This is a genomic window from Thermus sp. NEB1569, assembly GCF_022385295.1.
GTDB classification, from domain to species: domain Bacteria; phylum Deinococcota; class Deinococci; order Deinococcales; family Thermaceae; genus Thermus; species Thermus scotoductus.
Window position 1 is genome coordinate 1,747,583 of sequence record NZ_CP092445.1, and the last position, 15,253, is coordinate 1,762,835.

Annotated in this window: 12 protein-coding genes and 1 riboswitch; of the genes, 3 read left to right on the forward strand and 9 right to left on the reverse strand. The window is 65.4% G+C overall.

Features of this window, described 5'->3' with window-relative positions; translation table 11 throughout:
* Positions 1-95, reverse strand: a riboswitch (TPP riboswitch).
* A gap of 38 nt (positions 96-133) precedes the next feature.
* The 5 genes from MI302_RS09995 to MI302_RS10015 all read right to left on the reverse strand — a co-directional run bounded on the left by MI302_RS09995 (position 134) and on the right by MI302_RS10015 (position 9,824).
* Positions 134-982 (reverse strand): alpha/beta fold hydrolase, encoded by an 849-nt coding sequence (locus MI302_RS09995; RefSeq protein WP_239725663.1) that lies wholly within the window; start codon positions 980-982, stop codon positions 134-136.
* Positions 952-1,191: a hypothetical protein gene (locus MI302_RS10000; RefSeq protein ID WP_019551511.1), complete on the reverse strand. Its 240-nt coding sequence runs from the start codon at positions 1,189-1,191 to the stop codon at positions 952-954. Before MI302_RS10000 ends, MI302_RS09995 begins: the two co-directional genes overlap by 31 nt.
* Positions 1,188-1,766, reverse strand: a complete 579-nt coding sequence (locus MI302_RS10005) for a fuculose-1-phosphate aldolase (RefSeq protein ID WP_038071404.1) — start codon at positions 1,764-1,766, stop codon at positions 1,188-1,190. Before MI302_RS10005 ends, MI302_RS10000 begins: the two co-directional genes overlap by 4 nt.
* A 79-nt stretch (positions 1,767-1,845) precedes the next feature.
* Positions 1,846-6,423 (reverse strand): DNA-directed RNA polymerase subunit beta', encoded by a 4,578-nt coding sequence (rpoC, locus tag MI302_RS10010; protein WP_239725665.1) that lies wholly within the window; start codon positions 6,421-6,423, stop codon positions 1,846-1,848.
* A gap of 41 nt (positions 6,424-6,464) precedes the next feature.
* Complete coding sequence (locus MI302_RS10015) at positions 6,465-9,824, reverse strand: DNA-directed RNA polymerase subunit beta (RefSeq protein WP_126178321.1); 3,360 nt, start codon at positions 9,822-9,824, stop codon at positions 6,465-6,467.
* Positions 9,825-10,174: 350 nt separating this feature from the next.
* Here MI302_RS10015 and MI302_RS10020 point away from each other — a divergent pair, with 350 nt between their 5' ends.
* Complete coding sequence (locus MI302_RS10020; RefSeq protein ID WP_008632315.1) at positions 10,175-11,299, forward strand: transposase; 1,125 nt, start codon at positions 10,175-10,177, stop codon at positions 11,297-11,299.
* 31 nt (positions 11,300-11,330) lie between these two features.
* On the opposite strand, the gene MI302_RS10025 is transcribed toward MI302_RS10020, so the two are convergent.
* A complete protein-coding gene (locus MI302_RS10025; RefSeq protein WP_015716341.1) occupies positions 11,331-11,969 on the reverse strand; it encodes an RNA-binding protein in 639 nt (212 codons plus the stop codon).
* A gap of 32 nt (positions 11,970-12,001) precedes the next feature.
* Positions 12,002-13,141, reverse strand: coding sequence for a transposase (locus tag MI302_RS10030; protein WP_239725666.1), 1,140 nt, complete (start codon positions 13,139-13,141; stop codon positions 12,002-12,004).
* On the opposite strand from MI302_RS10030, the gene MI302_RS10035 reads away from it, so the two are divergent.
* Positions 13,140-13,661, forward strand: coding sequence for a nucleotidyltransferase domain-containing protein (locus MI302_RS10035; protein WP_126208659.1), 522 nt, complete (start codon positions 13,140-13,142; stop codon positions 13,659-13,661). The two genes, MI302_RS10030 and MI302_RS10035, sit on opposite strands and share 2 nt — an antisense overlap.
* A gap of 22 nt (positions 13,662-13,683) precedes the next feature.
* Complete coding sequence (locus MI302_RS10040) at positions 13,684-13,809, forward strand: DUF86 domain-containing protein (RefSeq protein WP_239725667.1); 126 nt, start codon at positions 13,684-13,686, stop codon at positions 13,807-13,809.
* Here MI302_RS10040 and fabZ read toward each other — a convergent pair.
* Complete coding sequence (gene fabZ, locus MI302_RS10045; protein WP_126169708.1) at positions 13,777-14,208, reverse strand: 3-hydroxyacyl-ACP dehydratase FabZ; 432 nt, start codon at positions 14,206-14,208, stop codon at positions 13,777-13,779. The two genes, MI302_RS10040 and fabZ, sit on opposite strands and share 33 nt — an antisense overlap.
* 3 nt (positions 14,209-14,211) lie before the next feature.
* Positions 14,212-15,243, reverse strand: coding sequence for a rod shape-determining protein (locus MI302_RS10050; RefSeq protein WP_239725668.1), 1,032 nt, complete (start codon positions 15,241-15,243; stop codon positions 14,212-14,214).
* Positions 15,244-15,253: the final 10 nt, after the last annotated feature.

Sequence of the window (15,253 nt, forward strand, 5' to 3'; positions counted from 1 at the left end):
GAGGGGCCTTGGTCACCTTCCCTACGCCGGCATTACCCGGATCAGGTTCCAAGGGTATCTCTCAGCCCCATAAGAGGGCACCCCCGGTGACGCCCTGAGTTTACCACCCTTCCTGGCCCTGGAAGGGCATCCCTCACACCCTCCAGGGAGCCAGCAGGCCCTCGAGGACCTCCCGGAAGGTCTCGCCAAAAGCCTCCGGCTGGTCGATCCAGGGGTAGTGCCCGGCCCCGGGTATCACCCGGATGGGGGCTTTGAGGCGTTCCGCCACCTCCTCGGCATAGGGGTAGCTGGTGCCGTCCTTCTCCCCCACCACCAGGGCCACTGGCTTGCGGCTTGGGGAGAGGTAGGGAGTGTAGTCCAGCCGCCAGAGGCCGTTTTTCCAAAAGGCCAAGGCCGGGGTATCCGGCCCCAGGATGCCCGAGCCCTCCGCCACCCACTCGTACTCCAGGCGGCCATGGGGGGTGGGGAACATGAGACGGTCGAAGAGGAGCTTGGGCTCCGCCTTCTCCAAGGCCGCCCTCAGGTTCGCCTCGGGGTCGGCCAAAGGTTCAAGCCCCGCCGCCTCCACAAGCCTTGCGGAAAGCCAGGGGAAGCTCACCCAGGGGGAAAGGAGCACCGCCCCCAGGACCTCCGGGTAGCGGCGGAGGAGCTCCAGGGCCACCAGGGCTCCGAAGCCGTGGGCCAGAAGATGAAACTGCTCCAGCCCCAGGGCCTCGGCCAGGGCCACGGTATCCTCCACCAGGGCATCTATAGTGAAAAGCCTGGGGTCCTGGGGAAGCTCCAGGCTCCGGCCGGAACCCCGCTGGTCGAAGTAGATGACCCTGAACCCTTCCAGGTAGTCCTGAAGCCCTTCCCTGAGGGCGTAGGCGTTCCCCCCAGGCCCCCCGTGGAGGACCAGGAGGACCGGGGCATGCTCGTCCCCCACGTCCTCCACGTAAAGCTCCGCCTCCCCTACGGGGATGTAGCCGATTTCTTCCCGCATCCCCTATAGACTACCCCATCCTCCAGGGCAAAGGCCCAAACCTTAACCCCGGGCAGGGCCCTGGCCTTGGCCATGGCTTCCTCCCCGGCGCCAAACACCTCCAAAAGCCAAATCCCTTCCCCCGCAAGAAGCCAGTAGGGATGGGGAAGCTCCCGGGCCAAGCCCAAAAGGGCCTCCTTTTCCTTGCCCTCCACAAAGAGTACCCTCATCCCTTCCCCCAAAGGCGGTAGTAGAAGAGGATCTCCGCGCTTTCCTCCAAGGCGGTGAGGAGGCTATAGGCCTCCAAAAGGGCTTCCTCCGGCTTCTCCTTAAGCCCTATGGCAAAGGCCCCGTGGCCCCTTAACAGGCAGGCTCGGTGCTCCTTAAGGCCCTCCGCCACGGCCAAAGCGGCCTCCAGGGTGGCGCTTGTGGTCTTGGGGGCGAGCACGGGAACCTCCTTCAGGTAGTACTGGCCCTCGAGGTCCAGGGGAACAATCCGGTCCAGGTGCAAGGAAAGAGCCACCGCCACCCGGGGATGGGCATGGACGATGGCCCGGGCCGGGGTCGCCCGGTACACCTCCCGGTGGATCACGCTCTCCACGCTGGCCCCTTCCGGGAAAGGGCCCTCGAGGGGCACCTCCACCAGGTCCTCGGGGGTCAGGCGGGCCTTCTGCACCCCGCTTTTGGTAATGAGAAAGCCCTCCTTGGTGCGCACGGAAAAGTTGCCCGCGGTGGCGGAGATGAGCCTCTGGTGGAAAAGATCCTCCCCCACCTGGCGAAAGGCGGTGTAGATCCGCGCCAGCATGGGCCCATTATGGCCCAAAAGCCCTTCTGGGGGCGGCGCTTAGGAGCCCCCACCCTGGCATAGCCAGGGTGGGGTGGCCTTAGGCTTGCTTCCCAGGCTGCTCGCGGCGGCCAGGGCGGCGGAGGGCAGGCTCCTTCTCCTTGGCCTCCACCGCCTCCTTCCTGGCTTCCTCGATGGCCTTGAGGGTCTTCTGGTCCACCACCTGGGTGAAGCGCACGAAGTCGCTACCCGTGCCCGCGGGGATGAGGCGGCCCAGGATGACGTTTTCCTTAAGGCCAATGAGCTCGTCCTTCTTGCCGGCGATGGCCGCCTCGGTGAGCACATGGGTGGTGTTCTGGAAGCTGGCGGCGGAAAGCCAGCTCTTGGTGGAGAGGGCGCTCTTGGTGACCCCCATGAGGAGGGGCTTCCAGGCCACCGGGGTCTTGCCCTCGGCGATGAGCCGCTCGTTCAGGGCCTCCACGTCCCACTTCTCCAGGACCTGGCCCTCCAGCAGGCGGCTATCCCCGGGATCGGTGACCTCCACGTACTTGAGCATCTGCCGCACCACGATCTCGATGTGCTTGTCGTGGAGCTTCACCCCCTGGGCCCGGTAGACCTTCTGGATCTCGTCCACCAGGTAGCGCTCCACCGCCTCGGGGCCCTTGGCCTCCAGAAGCTGGTGGGGATCCACGGCCCCGCGGGTCAAAGGCTGGCCCGCCTCCACGTAATCCCCATCCTTCACCACCAAGCGGGCATCCTTGGGAAGCTTGTACTCCTTGGAGAAGCCCTCGGATTCCACGAAGACGGAAAGCTTCTCCTCGGTTTCCTCGATGCGCACCACCCCGTCGATCTCGGAGATCACCGCCTTAGCCTTGGGCCTGCGGGCCTCAAAGAGCTCGATGACCCGGGGCAGACCCTGGGTGATGTCGGTGCCCACCGCCACGCCGCCCGTGTGGAAGGTGCGCATGGTGAGCTGGGTGCCGGGCTCGCCGATGGACTCCGCCGCCACCACCCCCACCGCTTCCCCGATGGACACGGGCCTGGCCATGGAGAGGTCGTAGCCGTAGCACTTCTGGCACACCCCGTAGCGGGTCTGGCAGGTGAGGGGGCTACGCACGGGCACCTCCTTGATCTCCTCGGCCTCCGCCGCCTTGATGATGAGCCCCACGTCCTCGAGGGTCAGGTAGCGCCCTTCCTCCAGGCGCTGGCCCAGAACCTCCACCTCCCGGGCCAGAACGCGGCCATAGAGGCCGGACTCGATGTCCGAGCGCTTCCTGAGGCGCAGGGTGCGGGTCACCTCGTCGGGCTGGAAGAGGGGGACGGAGATGAAGTTGGTGGTGCCGCAGTCCGCCTCCCGGACCACGATCTCGTGGGCCACGTCCACCAGCTTCCGGGTGAGGTAGCCCGAGTCCGCGGTCCTGAGGGCGGTGTCCGCCCCACCCTTCCGGGCCCCGTGGCTGGAGATGAAGTACTCCAGCACGGTGAGGCCTTCCCGGAAGGAGGAGCGCACCGGCACCTCGAAGGTCTCCCCCGAGGGCTTTTGCATGAGGCCCCGCATGCCGCAAAGCTGGCGGATCTGCTGGGGGTTACCCCGGGCCCCGGACTGGGCCATCACGTAGAGGGGGTTGAAGGGGTAGTTCTCCTCAAAGTTCTTGAAGACCGCCCGGGTGACCTTCTCCGTGGTTTCGGTCCAGAGCTGGATCACCTGGTCGTAGCGCTCCCGGTCGGTGAGGAAGCCTATCTCGTAGGCCTGCTCAATCTGCCGAAGCTTCTTGTCGGCCTCCTCCAGGTACTTTTGCTTCTCGGGAGGGATGACAGCGTCGTCGATGCCGATGGTGATCCCGCTGGTGGTGGACAGGGTGAAGCCGTAGTACTTGAGGGCATCCAAAAGCCTTGCGGTCTTCTCAATGCCCAGGCGCAGGAAGGACTGGTAGACCAGGTCTTTTAGGGAGTTTTTCTCCTGGGGTACGTCCATCTGCAGAAGTTCCTGGGCCACCTTCTCGTCCCCCACGGCCTCGCCCACGATGCGGGCGAAGAGCACCCGGCCCGGGCTGGTTTCCAGGCGCTTGCCCAGGTAGCGCACCGTCACCACGTCCTGCAGGTCCAGAAGGCCATGGGCCACCGCCAAAAGGGCCTCGTCGGGGCTTGCGAAGACGAACTTCAAGCGGCCCACGCTGGTTTCCTTGCCTGCCACCTTGATGGGAGCGTTCAAGGCCACCTCGCCCCGGTCGTAGGCGGCCAGGGCCTCCTCGGGGGTGGCGAACTCCCGGCCCGCCCCCTTCTTCTCCCGGCGCACCTGGGTGATGTAGTAAAGGCCCAGGATGATGTCCCGGCTGGGCTTGGCCAGGGGCTCGCCGGAGGCCGGGGAGAGGAGGTTGTGGGCGGAGAGCATCTGGATGCGGGCCTCCGCCTGGGCGAAGGAGGAAAGGGGCACGTGCACCGCCATCTGGTCCCCGTCGAAGTCGGCGTTGAAGGCCTCGCAGACCAGGGGGTGGAGCTGGATGGACTGGCCTTCCACCAAAACCGGCTGGAAGGCCTGGATGCCCAGGCGGTGGAGGGTGGGGGCGCGGTTTAAGAGGACCACCTTGCCGTGGATGACCTCCTCGAGGGCGTCCCACACCTCATCCTTGATGTCCCGCTGCCTTTCCAGCATCTTGCGGGCCGCTTTCACGTTGTGGGCGATGCCCTTTTCCTCCATCTTTTTGAGGAGGAAGGGCTTGAAAAGCTCCAGGGCCATGCGTTTGGGCAGGCCGCACTGGTGGAGCTTGAGCTGGGGACCCACCACGATCACGCTCCGCCCCGAGTAGTCCACCCGCTTGCCCAAGAGGTTCTGGCGGAAGCGGCCCTGCTTGCCGGAGAGGATGTCGGTGAGGCTCCTAAGAGGCCGTTCGGAGCCCGGGTTGGTGACGGGGGAGCCGCGGCGGCCGTTGTCGATGACCGCATCCACCGCCTCCTGCAGCATGCGCTTCTCGTTGCGGATGATGATCTCCGGGGCCCCCTGGGCCAGGAGCTTCTTCAAGCGGTTGTTGCGGTTGATGAGGCGGCGGTAGAGGTCGTTGAGGTCGCTGGTGGCGAAGCGGCCCCCGTCCACCTGCACCATGGGGCGGAGGTCGGGAGGCAGGACCGGCACCGCATCGAGGATCATCCACTCCGGGCGGTTGCCGGAGTCCAGGAAGGCCCGGACCACCTCGAGGCGCTTCCTGGCCTTGGCCCGCCGGGCCCGGGAGGGGTGCTTCATCTCCTCCAAGAGCTCGGCCTCCAGCTTCTCCAGGTCCAGCTCCTTCAAGAGGGCCTGGATGGCCTCGGCCCCCATGCGGGCGTCGATGTCGTAGGATTCCACCACCCGCACCACGTTCCGGACCAGGTCCACCTCCACCCGGCCGTAGATCTCGCTCTTGACCTTCCCCCCATCCGCCAGGACATCCCCCGGGGCCACCCGGTCCCCGGTGGTCACCTCCACATCGTCCTCAAAGGGGTAGAGGCGGGCCTTCATCACCACGATGCTGGCGGGCTCGTGCAGGTGGACGATGCCCTCGGCCTCGGCGATCACCTCCTCCTCGGGGTCAATGGCCGCCACCACCTTCTCCCCCGCCTGGACGTGGGCTCCTTCCGGCACCACCACGTTCATGTGGGGAGCCACCCCATAGTCCTTGGGCTCCGTCCACTCCAGGAAGAAGGTGAGGTAGACGGTATCCCCTTCCTCCTCCGCCTCCACCTCCTTAGCGGTCATGTGGCGGGGCATGCGCAAAAGACCCCGCCCCTCGGCCAGGGGCTGGCCCTTTTCCACCACCTCCCCGTGGACCACCAAGGGGGTCAACCCCACGGGCAGGAAGTAGCGGGCCACGGCCTCCTCGTCCTTGAGGAGGGTGAGGAGGTGGCCCTCCTCGAGCTCCTTAAGCTCCACCACCCCCTCCTCCTCCGACCGGAAGAGGTAGGGCTCGGGGAGTTCCGCCAGGATCTCTCCCGGCCTATAGCCCTCCCTCTCCACCCAGGCGGAGAGGGGCAGGCGGAGGCCCGCCCGCTCCCTGCGCAGGTAGTCGATCCGCACTCGCCGGGGGAAGCGGTAAAGGGCCACCCCATCCATGCGGCTCACCACCCCGGGAGCCAGCTCCTGCCCCTTCACCACCTCCTCCCCGTCCTTGACCAGGGCATCCACCCCTTGGGGCAGGGGGTAAGTTTCCTGCTTGCCGTAGCGGAGCTCCCGGTACTCCTCGTCCGTGAGGAGCTGGCGCTTCTGCACCGGCACCCCATCCAGCACCGCCCCCTTGGGGTCCAGGACGATGTACTTGCTGAAGTACAGGACCTGCTCCAGCTCGGTGGCGGAGAGGTCCAGGAGGGTGCCGATCTTGGAGGGCACATCCTTCACGAACCAGATGTGGGCCGCCGGGGTGGCCAGCTCGATGTGCCCCATGCGGTAGCGGCGCACGATGCTCTTGGTGACCTCCACCCCGCAGCGCTCGCACACCTTGCCCTCAAAGCGCTGGCGCTTGTACTTGCCGCAGGCGCACTCGTAGTCCTTGGTGGGGCCGAAGATGCGCTCGTCGAAAAGCCCATCCCGCTCGGGCTTCAGGGTGCGGTAGTTGATGGTTTCGGGCTTCTCCACCTCCCCGTAGCTCCAGGAGCGGATCTTTTCCGGAGAGGCCAGGGCGATGCGAACCTTGCGAACTTCCTTTTTCATTCCTCCTCCACTTAAGGGCAATCCCGCTTCTGCGGTGCGGCTTACCGCTTGGATGCCAGGCCCTCAAAGATGTCCACGGGGTTATCCCGCTCGTCCAGGGTCTGCACATCCAGGGCCAAGGCCTGAAGCTCCTTTACCAGCACGCGGAAGGACTCGGGCACGCTGGGCTCGGGCACGTCCTCGCCCTTGATGATGGCCTCGTAGGCGGCGTTGCGGCCCTCGATGTCGTCGGACTTCAAGGTGAGCATCTCCTGCAGGGTGTGGGCAGCTCCGTAGGCCTCGAGGGCCCACACCTCCATCTCCCCGAAGCGCTGGCCGCCGAACTGGGCCTTACCGCCCAAAGGCTGCTGGGTGATGAGGGAATAGGGGCCGGTGGAGCGGGCGTGCATCTTGTCCTCCACCATGTGGTAAAGCTTCATGATGAACATCTGCCCCACCACGATGGGGCCCTCGATGGGCTCGCCGGAGCGGCCATCGTAGAGAACCACCTTGCCCTGGGTGAAAAGCTCCCGAAGCTGCTCCTCCGGGCTTTTGCCGGGGCTCACCAAACCCAGCTTCTCCGCCCGGGCCAGGACCTCGAGCTCCCTCTTGTCCACCCCGAAGCCCTCCTCCTTCCGCTTGCCGAAGTAAAGGTCGAAGGCCTCGGCCAAAAGGGCCTTGATCTCGGGCTCCGTGGCCCCGTCAAAGACCGGGGAGATGTAGCGCTGGCCCAGGAAGAAGCCCGCCAGGCCCAGATGGGTTTCCAGGATCTGGCCCAGGTTCATACGGCTCGGCACGCCCAGGGGGTTCAGGATGATGTCCACGGGGGTGCCGTCGGGCAGGTGGGGCATGTCCTCCACGGGGAGGATCTTGGCCACCACCCCCTTGTTCCCGTGGCGGTTGGCCAGCTTGTCCCCCACTTGGAGCTTGCGCTTCTGCGCCACGTAAACCCGCACCACCTCCCGCACCCCGGGCTTCAGCTCCACCCCGGGATCCCCACGGCGCAGGCGGAGGGTACCCACCACGATGCCCCCCTCGCCCGGGGGCACCCGGAGGGAGGTGTCCTTCACATCCCGGGCCTTATCCCCGAAGATGGAGCGCAGAAGCCTCTCCTCCGGGGAGGGCTCCTGCTCCCCCTTGAAGCTGGTGCGGCCCACCAGGATGTCCCCGGGCTTCACCTCGGCCCCGATGCGCACCACCCCCTCCTCGTCCAGGTCCCTCAGGGCCGCCTCGGAGAGGTGGGGGATATCCCGGGTGATCCGCTCCGGACCCAGCTTGGTGTCCCGGGCCTCGATCTCGTAGCGCTCGATGTGGATGGAGGTGTAGAAGTCCCGCTTTAAAAGCTCTTCGCTGATGACGATGGCGTCCTCGAAGTTGTAGCCGTCAAAGGGCATGATGGCCACCAGGACGTTCTGCCCCAGGGCCAAAAAGCCCTCCTCGGAGGCCGGGCCATCCGCCAGGAGGTCCCCCTTCCTCACCCTCTGGCCCACGGTCACCCGGGGGCGCTGGTCCAGGGCGGTACCCTGGTTGGAGCGCACGAAGCGGCGCAGGGTGTACTCCACCAAGCGGCCATCCTCATAGCGCACGGCGATGCGGCGGCCATCCACCGCCACCACCTCCCCGTCCTCCTCGGCGTAGACCGCGGCCAGGGAGTCCCGCACCACCCGCTCCTCGAGGCCGGTCATCACCACCGGGGCCTGGGCCCGGATAAGGGGCACCGCCTGGGTCTGCATGTTGGAACCCATGAGGGCCCGGTTGGCGTCGTCGTGCTCCAGGAAGGGGATGAGGTTGGTGTTCACGGAGAAGACCTGCTTGGGGCTCACGTCCATGAACTCCACCTCCTCCGGGCCCACGATCACCGGCTCACCCCGGCGCCGGGCCACCACCCGGTCGGTGGCGATGCGGTTCCCCTCGAGGGGAGTGTTGGCCTGGGCGATGGTGTACCGGTCCTCCTCGGTGGCGGTCATGTAGACCACCTCGTCGGTGACCACCCCGTTCCTCACCCGGCGGTAGGGGGTGCGGATGAAGCCCAGCCCGTCCACCCGGGCGTAGGCGGCCAGGGAGGTGATGAGGCCGATGTTGGCGCCTTCCGGGGTTTCCACCGGGCAGATGCGGCCATAGTGGGTGCGGTGCACGTCCCGCACGTCAAACCCCGCCCGCTCCCGGGTGAGGCCCCCAGGACCCAAAGCGGAGATGCGCCGCTTGTGGCGCAAGGAGGAAAGGGGGTTGGTCTCGTCCTTGAACTGGGAAAGCTGGCTACGGCTGAAGAACTCCCGGATGGCCGCCTCGAGGGGCCGGTTGTTCACCAGCTTGGCCGGGGTAAGGGTATCGGCGGAGCCCATCACCATCCTCTCCCGCACCCCGCGGGCCAGGCGGCTTAGGCCCACCCGGAACTGATCGGCCATGAGCTCCCCCACGGTACGGATGCGACGGTTGCCCAGGTGGTCGATGTCGTCCACCTCGTGCCCGGGAACCCCGGCCATGAGGGCGAAGAGGTAGCGCAGGGTGGGCAGGAAGATCTCGTCCTTAAACTCTCCGTCCTCAAAGCGCGCCAGGGTGCGCCCGGAAAGACGCACGCCCAGCTTCTCCTCCGCCTTGTACCGCCCCGCCTCCCCCAGGTCGTACCGCCTTGGGTCGGCCAAAAGGCCAAAGAGGTAGGCCAAGGCCTTGTCCTTCTTGGGGGGGTCGCCGGGACGGAGCAGGGTGAAAAGGCGCACCAGGGCCTCCTCCGGGCGCATGGCAAGCACCGCCTCGTCCAGAAGGCCCCCCAAAAGCTCCCCGTAGGCCCCAAGCTCCCGGTTCAGGGTTTCGGCGTCGTAGCCCAGGACCCTGAGGAGGAGGATGAGGGGGAACTTGCGCTTGTTGACCTTCATGGATACGGTGCCGTTTTGCTCCACCTCCAGGTCAATCCAGGGTCCCCGCTTGGGCAAGGGGATGATGCTGGCCACAAACCGCCCGGGGCGGGCGGGGTCCGGGGTGAAGTAGACCCCCGGTGAGCGATGGATCTGGGAAACGATCACCCGGTCGGCCCCGTTGATGATAAAGGAGCCGTCCTCGGTCATGAGGGGGATGTGGCCCAGGAAGACCTCGTCCTCCTTGATGAGGCCCGTGTCCTTGTGGATGAGCTGGAGGCGGGCATAGAGGGGAGCCTGGTAGGTTAGGTCCTTCTCCCGGCACTCGTCCTGGGAAAAAGGGGGCTCCCCGATGCGGTACTCCAGGAAGTCCAGGACCATACCGCCCTTGCCCTTGTCCCCCTCCTCCACGGGGAAGGTTTCCTTGAAGGCCGCCTGGATGCCCACGTCCTCCCGCTTATCCGGGGGAACATCGGCCTGAAGGGCCCTCTTGTAGGATTCCACCTGGATTTCCGTCAAAGGGGGAAGGGGTATAACCTCTCGGATGCGACCGAACCGCTTAATCTCCATGCGTCACCTCAAGGATGGGAAAGCGGGCCGCCCGAGGTAAGCTAACAGGGTTCTTCCGCGGGACCTCGCGCCCCGCGGCGGCTGGCTCTTACCGTGCTCCCTTGGCCCGACCAAAGAGCACAAACCTTAGCTTATAGGGCAACCCCTTAAGCCGTCAAGCCTACCTAACAGGACTTTACCCACATCTCCGTTTCGTGGTAAATCTCCCCTTGCGGGCGCAGCCCGTATCTGGTACCGGGGGTGATCCATGGACATGCTCAAGGTGGCCGAGGCCAGGCTCCAGGAGTTCACGGGCCGTTTTGCGAGCGTTTTCCCCCGATAAGCGCCTCCACCGACGGTTTGAAGAGGTGGTGCGGGGCGCCTTGGCCGCAGGCTCAGCCCGGGTGAGCGAGATGGTGGCCTCGCTCCCTTCTCCCCTCCAGAACCGCTTCCACCAGGCCAAAGCCCTTTACCGCTTCCTGTCCAACCCACGGGTGGAGGCAGAAGCCCTCCTTGACCGGGTCTATCAGGAGAGCGCGACTGCCCTGGAGGGTGAGGAGGTTCTGGTCCTCCTGGACCTGAGCCCGGTGGCCAAGCCCTATGCCCGGGCCCTGGAGGGGATAGCCCGGGTGGGGAAGGATAGGCGGCCCGGGTACGAGCTCCTCACCGCCCTGGGGTTGGACCCCGCGGGGCGGCTGGCCCTGGGGTACGCCCACCTGGTGGCCTACGGGGAGAGGGGGTTTGCCAGCCTGCCCAAGGAGGTGGAGGGAGCCATTGAGGCGGCCCGGGAGCGATTGGGGGGCGTGGGCAGGAGGCTGGTGTATGTGGCGGACCGGGGGTTTGACGACCGGAAGGTGTTTGGGCAGGTGCTGGCCCTGGGGGAGGAGTTCGTGGTGCGGGTCTACCGGGACCGGAAGCTTGGGGAGGGGGGTTCTCTGGCGAAGGTGGCTTCTTCCCTGGCCCTTCCCTGTGGGGAGGAGGTGGAGCTGAGGGTAGGGGGCAGGTACCAGCGGGTGCGGCTCCACTTCGGATGGAGGGAGGTGGAGGTGGAGGGGAGGCGGCTCCACCTGGTGGTCTGCCGGGTGCCAGCCCTGGGGCGGCGTGGGGAGTGGTGGCTACTGACCAGCTTGCCGGTGAGGGGGAGGGAGGAGGCGGCGCAGGTGGTGGAGGCGTACCGCAGGCGGTGGGAGGTGGAGCGGTTCTTCCGGCTTTTGAAGACGGGGCTGGGGCTTGAGACCTTCCAGGTGCGGGGGCTTGCCCGGATCCGGAAGGTGGTGGCGGTTTTGCTGGGGCTGGCGGTGTTCCTTTGGGAAGTTGAGCGGTTGGGGGATCCGTTCAAGGGGTTTCTTTTGCAGCTCGGGGGCAAGCTGGGGCTGCCCAGCGAGAGGGATGGTCCGTACCTGCTCCTGAGGGGCCTGGTTCGCCTGCTCAACTATGAAGTCACCCAAGAACTCTTGAAGCAGGCTAAGGGAGGGCGAGGAAGGAGTTTTGGGTAAAGCCCTGTACCTAACCCTTCTCTTCTTGTCGCTACCGTTCCACCTCCACCTTGATTTTATAGTTTCCCCGCCTGGTTTCGCCAAGTACCTCCAGGAGCCTTAGGCTTCCCAGACCCTCCGCCAAAAGGGTGTCCCCGGGAGCCATCTCCTCCTTGGGGGAAGCCACCTTGCCCCTTAGCCGCACCTTCCCCGCCCTCACCCCCTGGACGAAGTAGCTGCGGGAGACCCCGAAGCCCTTAGCCCCCACGGTATCCACCCGCAAGGAAGGCACCACCAGGGTCCGCACCCGTTCGCTGGTGGCCCTTAAGGCCCCCTCCGGGGGTGGGAAAAGGGTGTAGCCCGCTTCCTCCAAGGCCCTCCTTCCCTTGGCGGACACCGCCACCAGGTAACCCTCGCCAAAGGCCTCCAAATCCCCCATGGCCTCCCCCAGATCCGGGGGTTCCTTCTCCAGGAAGACCACCTCCACCGGGTCGTGGACGGAGGGAACCTCCGGGGGATACAGCACCGCAAGCCTCCTCTCCGCCAGGGGGAACCCCCCGAAAAAGGCTACCTTAAGCCCCTCTCCCCGGGCCTTTTCCTCCAGAAGGGCCTGCTCCTCCGGGTCCAGGAAGCCGGTTTCCACCACCCGTCCCCCCCGGGCCCGCTTCAGGTAGGCCATGAGGTCCGCCATAAGGAAAGATGATACCGTGACGACTCCCCGGACTAAAGTCCAGGGCTTCTCGGGCATGGTATTGCTACCCCCGAAGGCCCCGTCCAGGCCCTAGCCAGGATGTTCTGCGCTGCCGCCACGTCCCTGTGCAGGAGCGTACTGCACTGTGGGCAGGTGGACACCCGCACCCACAGGGGGCGTTTTTCTCTGTGCCCGCACACCGGGCAGTCCTGGCTCGTATGTTTGGGGTCAACCCCCACGACCCGCCTACCAGCTTCTTCCGCTTTGTAGGCGAGGATTGCGAGAAACTGGGCCCAGCCCGCGTCGTGTATGCCTTTGGCAACGTAGGAGCGGGAGAGAGCAAGGATGTTCAGGTCCTCGTGGACGATGGTTCCATAGCGGTTCACCAGCTTTCTGGCCACCTTGTGGTGGAAGTCCCTGCGCTGGTTGGCGATCTTGCGGTGGAGCTTGGCTACCTTGAGCCTGGCCTTCTTCCTGCGGTTGCTTCCCTTCTTCTTCCTGGAAAGCTCCCTTTGGGCCTTGGCCAGCTTCTCCTCGGCTTTCTGGAAGTGGCGGGGAGCCTCTACCATCTCCCCCTCCGAGGTAACGAGGAAGTGGGGGTTGGTGCCCAGGTCTATGCCGATGGCCTCCTCGCTTGGAGGCAAAGGCTTGGGGTCCACCTCGGTGATGAAGATGATGTACCAATGCTCCCCTTCCCGCTTAACCGTCGCCGTCTTGATCTTCCCTTCCAAAGGGCGGTGGAGCTTAACCTTGACGGAGCCAATCCCGTAGAGGAGTACACGCCTTCCCCCATCCTGGAGCTTGACCCCGGTAGTCCCCGCCTGGGGGAAGGTAAAGGAGTCGTAGCGCCCCTTCCCCTTGAAGCGGGGGTATCCCGCTTTCTGTCCCGCCTTGACCCTACGGAAGAAGCCCTTGAACGCCAGGTCCACCCGTTCGATGACGTTCTGCAAGACCTGGGAATGAATGTGCTTGTACTCCGGCAGCTCGGCCCGTATCTCGGGCAGATACCTCTTCTGTTCGTAGAAGCCGACAGTCCTCCCGGCCTTCTTGTAGGCATCTCTACGCTCCTGCAAGGCCGCGTTGTACAACTGGCGGCACAGCATCAGCGTCTTGTCCAAGTCCCGCCGTTGGGGCTTGGTGGGGTAAAGGCGGTATTTGAAGGCTTTGCGCATGGCTGGCTTCTTCTACACTGTACCAAATCCGTGTCCACCTGTGGTGGACGTGGGGGAGTCCATGTATCCCCGGTTTAAAAACCGGGGGATTATAGCTCCCCCACACCCCCTCTTTTCTCTAAGGGAAGTGGAAAGGCTTAAAGAAGCCATCCGCCTTCTGGTGGAGGAACTGGATCCCCTCGGAATCTACCTCTTTGGCTCCGGAGCCCAAGGCCTTTTGACCCCAGAAAGCGACCTGGATCTGGCCATCCTGGGCTCCAAGCCTTACCCTCCGGAGCACCTTTTTGCCCTGCGTGCCCCCTTGAGCCTGCTTGTGGGGCGGGAAGTGGACCTGATAGACCTTCGCCAGGCCCCCCTTCCCCTACAGGCGCAGGTGGCCGCTTTTGGCGAACCCCTGTATCGAAAGAGCCTCGAGGCGGACCGCTTCCTGGACCTCGCCCTTAAGGCCTACGCCCGCCTCAACGAGGAAAGAGCGGAAATCCTCGGGGATATTCAGAAACGGGGAAAAGTCTATGGATGAGGTCCTCCTACAAATTCGCAATGTGGCGGTGCATGACTACCAAGCCCTTTCCCTCCCCATCCTGCGCCAGATCCTGGAGGAACGGCTTCCCGACTTCCTGGAGTTCAGCGCCACCCTACTCCGCACCCTCCCGAACCACGAAGCTTAAACGGGCGCTGGCCCTCTCCTCCCCCTCCACCATGGCCCTAACCGCCACCTTGCCCAGGCCTCGGCGGAAAAGGAGAAGCTCCCCCTCCAGGATCAGGGTATCCCCCGGCACCACGGGCTTTTTGAAGCGGGCCTCCTCCACCCCCACCAAAAAGACCAGGCCCCCGGGCTTGAAACCCGGCTGCTTGGCAATGCTGCCCACCGCCGCCTGGGCCATGGCCTCGAGGATCAGCACCCCCGGCATGATGGGGTAACCGGGAAAATGCCCCTGGAAGTGGGGCTCGTTGAAGGTAACGTTCTTCAAGGCCCGGAAGGTTTTCTCGTCGGCGTGAAGGACCCGGTCGATGAGCAAAAAGGGGTAGCGGTGGGGCAGGAGGGCCAGGATCTCCCCGATCTCCACGGCTCACCTCTTCAGGACGTCGTCCGAAGACAGGATGGTGTCCTCCAGCACGTGGAGCATCTCCAAGGCCTTACCCGTGCCCAAGGCCACCGCCTCAATGGGGTTCTCCGCCACCACCACCGGCACCCCCGTGGCCTCCTGCAGGGCCACATCCAGGTTCTTTAGCAGGGCACCACCCCCGGTAAGGAGGATGCCCCTCTCGTAAATATCCGAGGCCAGCTCGGGGGGCGTGGTTTCCAAAACCGCCTTCACCCCCTGGAAGATCTTGTCCAGGGGCTCCCTCAGGGCTTCCACCACATCCTCGGCGGGGATCCCCGCCGTTCGGGGGAGGCCCGTGACCAGGTCCCGGCCCCGCACCTCGGCCACCTCCTTCTCCTCCCCGGGAAGGACCTTGGCCCGCCCCAGCTGGATCTTGAGCTCCTCGGCGGTACGCTCCCCGATGAGGAGGTTGTACTTTTGCCGCACGTAGCGGATGATGGCCTGATCCATCTCGTTGCCAGCGATCCTAAGGCTCTCGGAGCGCACGATACCCCCCAGGGAGATGACGGCGATGTCCGTGGAGCCTCCCCCGATGTCCACCACCATGCTGCCCGTGGGCTCGGCCACGTTGATCCCCGCCCCGATGGCGGCCGCCAGGGGTTCCTCGATGAGGTAGACCTTGTGGGCCATGGCGGACACCGCCTGCACCACCGCCCGCCGCTCCACGTCCGTGACTCCGGAGGGCACTCCCACCATGACCCGCGGCCGGAAGAAGCGGCTCATGGGGGAGAGCACCTTCTGCAGAAAGAGGAGGAGCATGCGCTCCGTTAAGGCATAGTCGGCGATAACCCCATCCTTCAGGGGCCGCACCGCCACGATGTTCCCCGGGGTGCGCCCCAGCATGCGGTAGGCCTCGGCCCCCACCGCCTTGACCTCCCGCTTCCCTTGGACCACCGCGATCACGGAGGGCTCGCGTAAAACGATCCCCTTCCCCCGCACGTAAATGAGAACGCTGGCCGTTCCCAGGTCAATCCCGATGTCCTCGCCCCTCAGCATAACCGCCCCA

What these genes read in the sequence shown, in the direction of transcription:
- MI302_RS09995 (WP_239725663.1), bottom strand. Translation starts at nt 982, where the DNA reads ATGCGGGAAGAAATCGGCTACATCCCCGTAGGGGAGGCGGAGCTTTAC.
- MI302_RS10000 (WP_019551511.1), bottom strand. Translation starts at nt 1,191, where the DNA reads ATGAGGGTACTCTTTGTGGAGGGCAAGGAAAAGGAGGCCCTTTTGGGC.
- MI302_RS10005 (WP_038071404.1), bottom strand. Translation starts at nt 1,766, where the DNA reads ATGCTGGCGCGGATCTACACCGCCTTTCGCCAGGTGGGGGAGGATCTT.
- rpoC (WP_239725665.1), bottom strand. Translation starts at nt 6,423, where the DNA reads ATGAAAAAGGAAGTTCGCAAGGTTCGCATCGCCCTGGCCTCTCCGGAA.
- MI302_RS10015 (WP_126178321.1), bottom strand. Translation starts at nt 9,824, where the DNA reads ATGGAGATTAAGCGGTTCGGTCGCATCCGAGAGGTTATACCCCTTCCC.
- MI302_RS10025 (WP_015716341.1), bottom strand. Translation starts at nt 11,969, where the DNA reads ATGGCGGACCTCATGGCCTACCTGAAGCGGGCCCGGGGGGGACGGGTG.
- MI302_RS10035 (WP_126208659.1), top strand. Translation starts at nt 13,140, where the DNA reads ATGGCTGGCTTCTTCTACACTGTACCAAATCCGTGTCCACCTGTGGTG.
- MI302_RS10030 (WP_239725666.1), bottom strand. Translation starts at nt 13,141, where the DNA reads ATGCGCAAAGCCTTCAAATACCGCCTTTACCCCACCAAGCCCCAACGG.
- MI302_RS10050 (WP_239725668.1), bottom strand. Translation starts at nt 15,243, where the DNA reads ATGCTGAGGGGCGAGGACATCGGGATTGACCTGGGAACGGCCAGCGTT.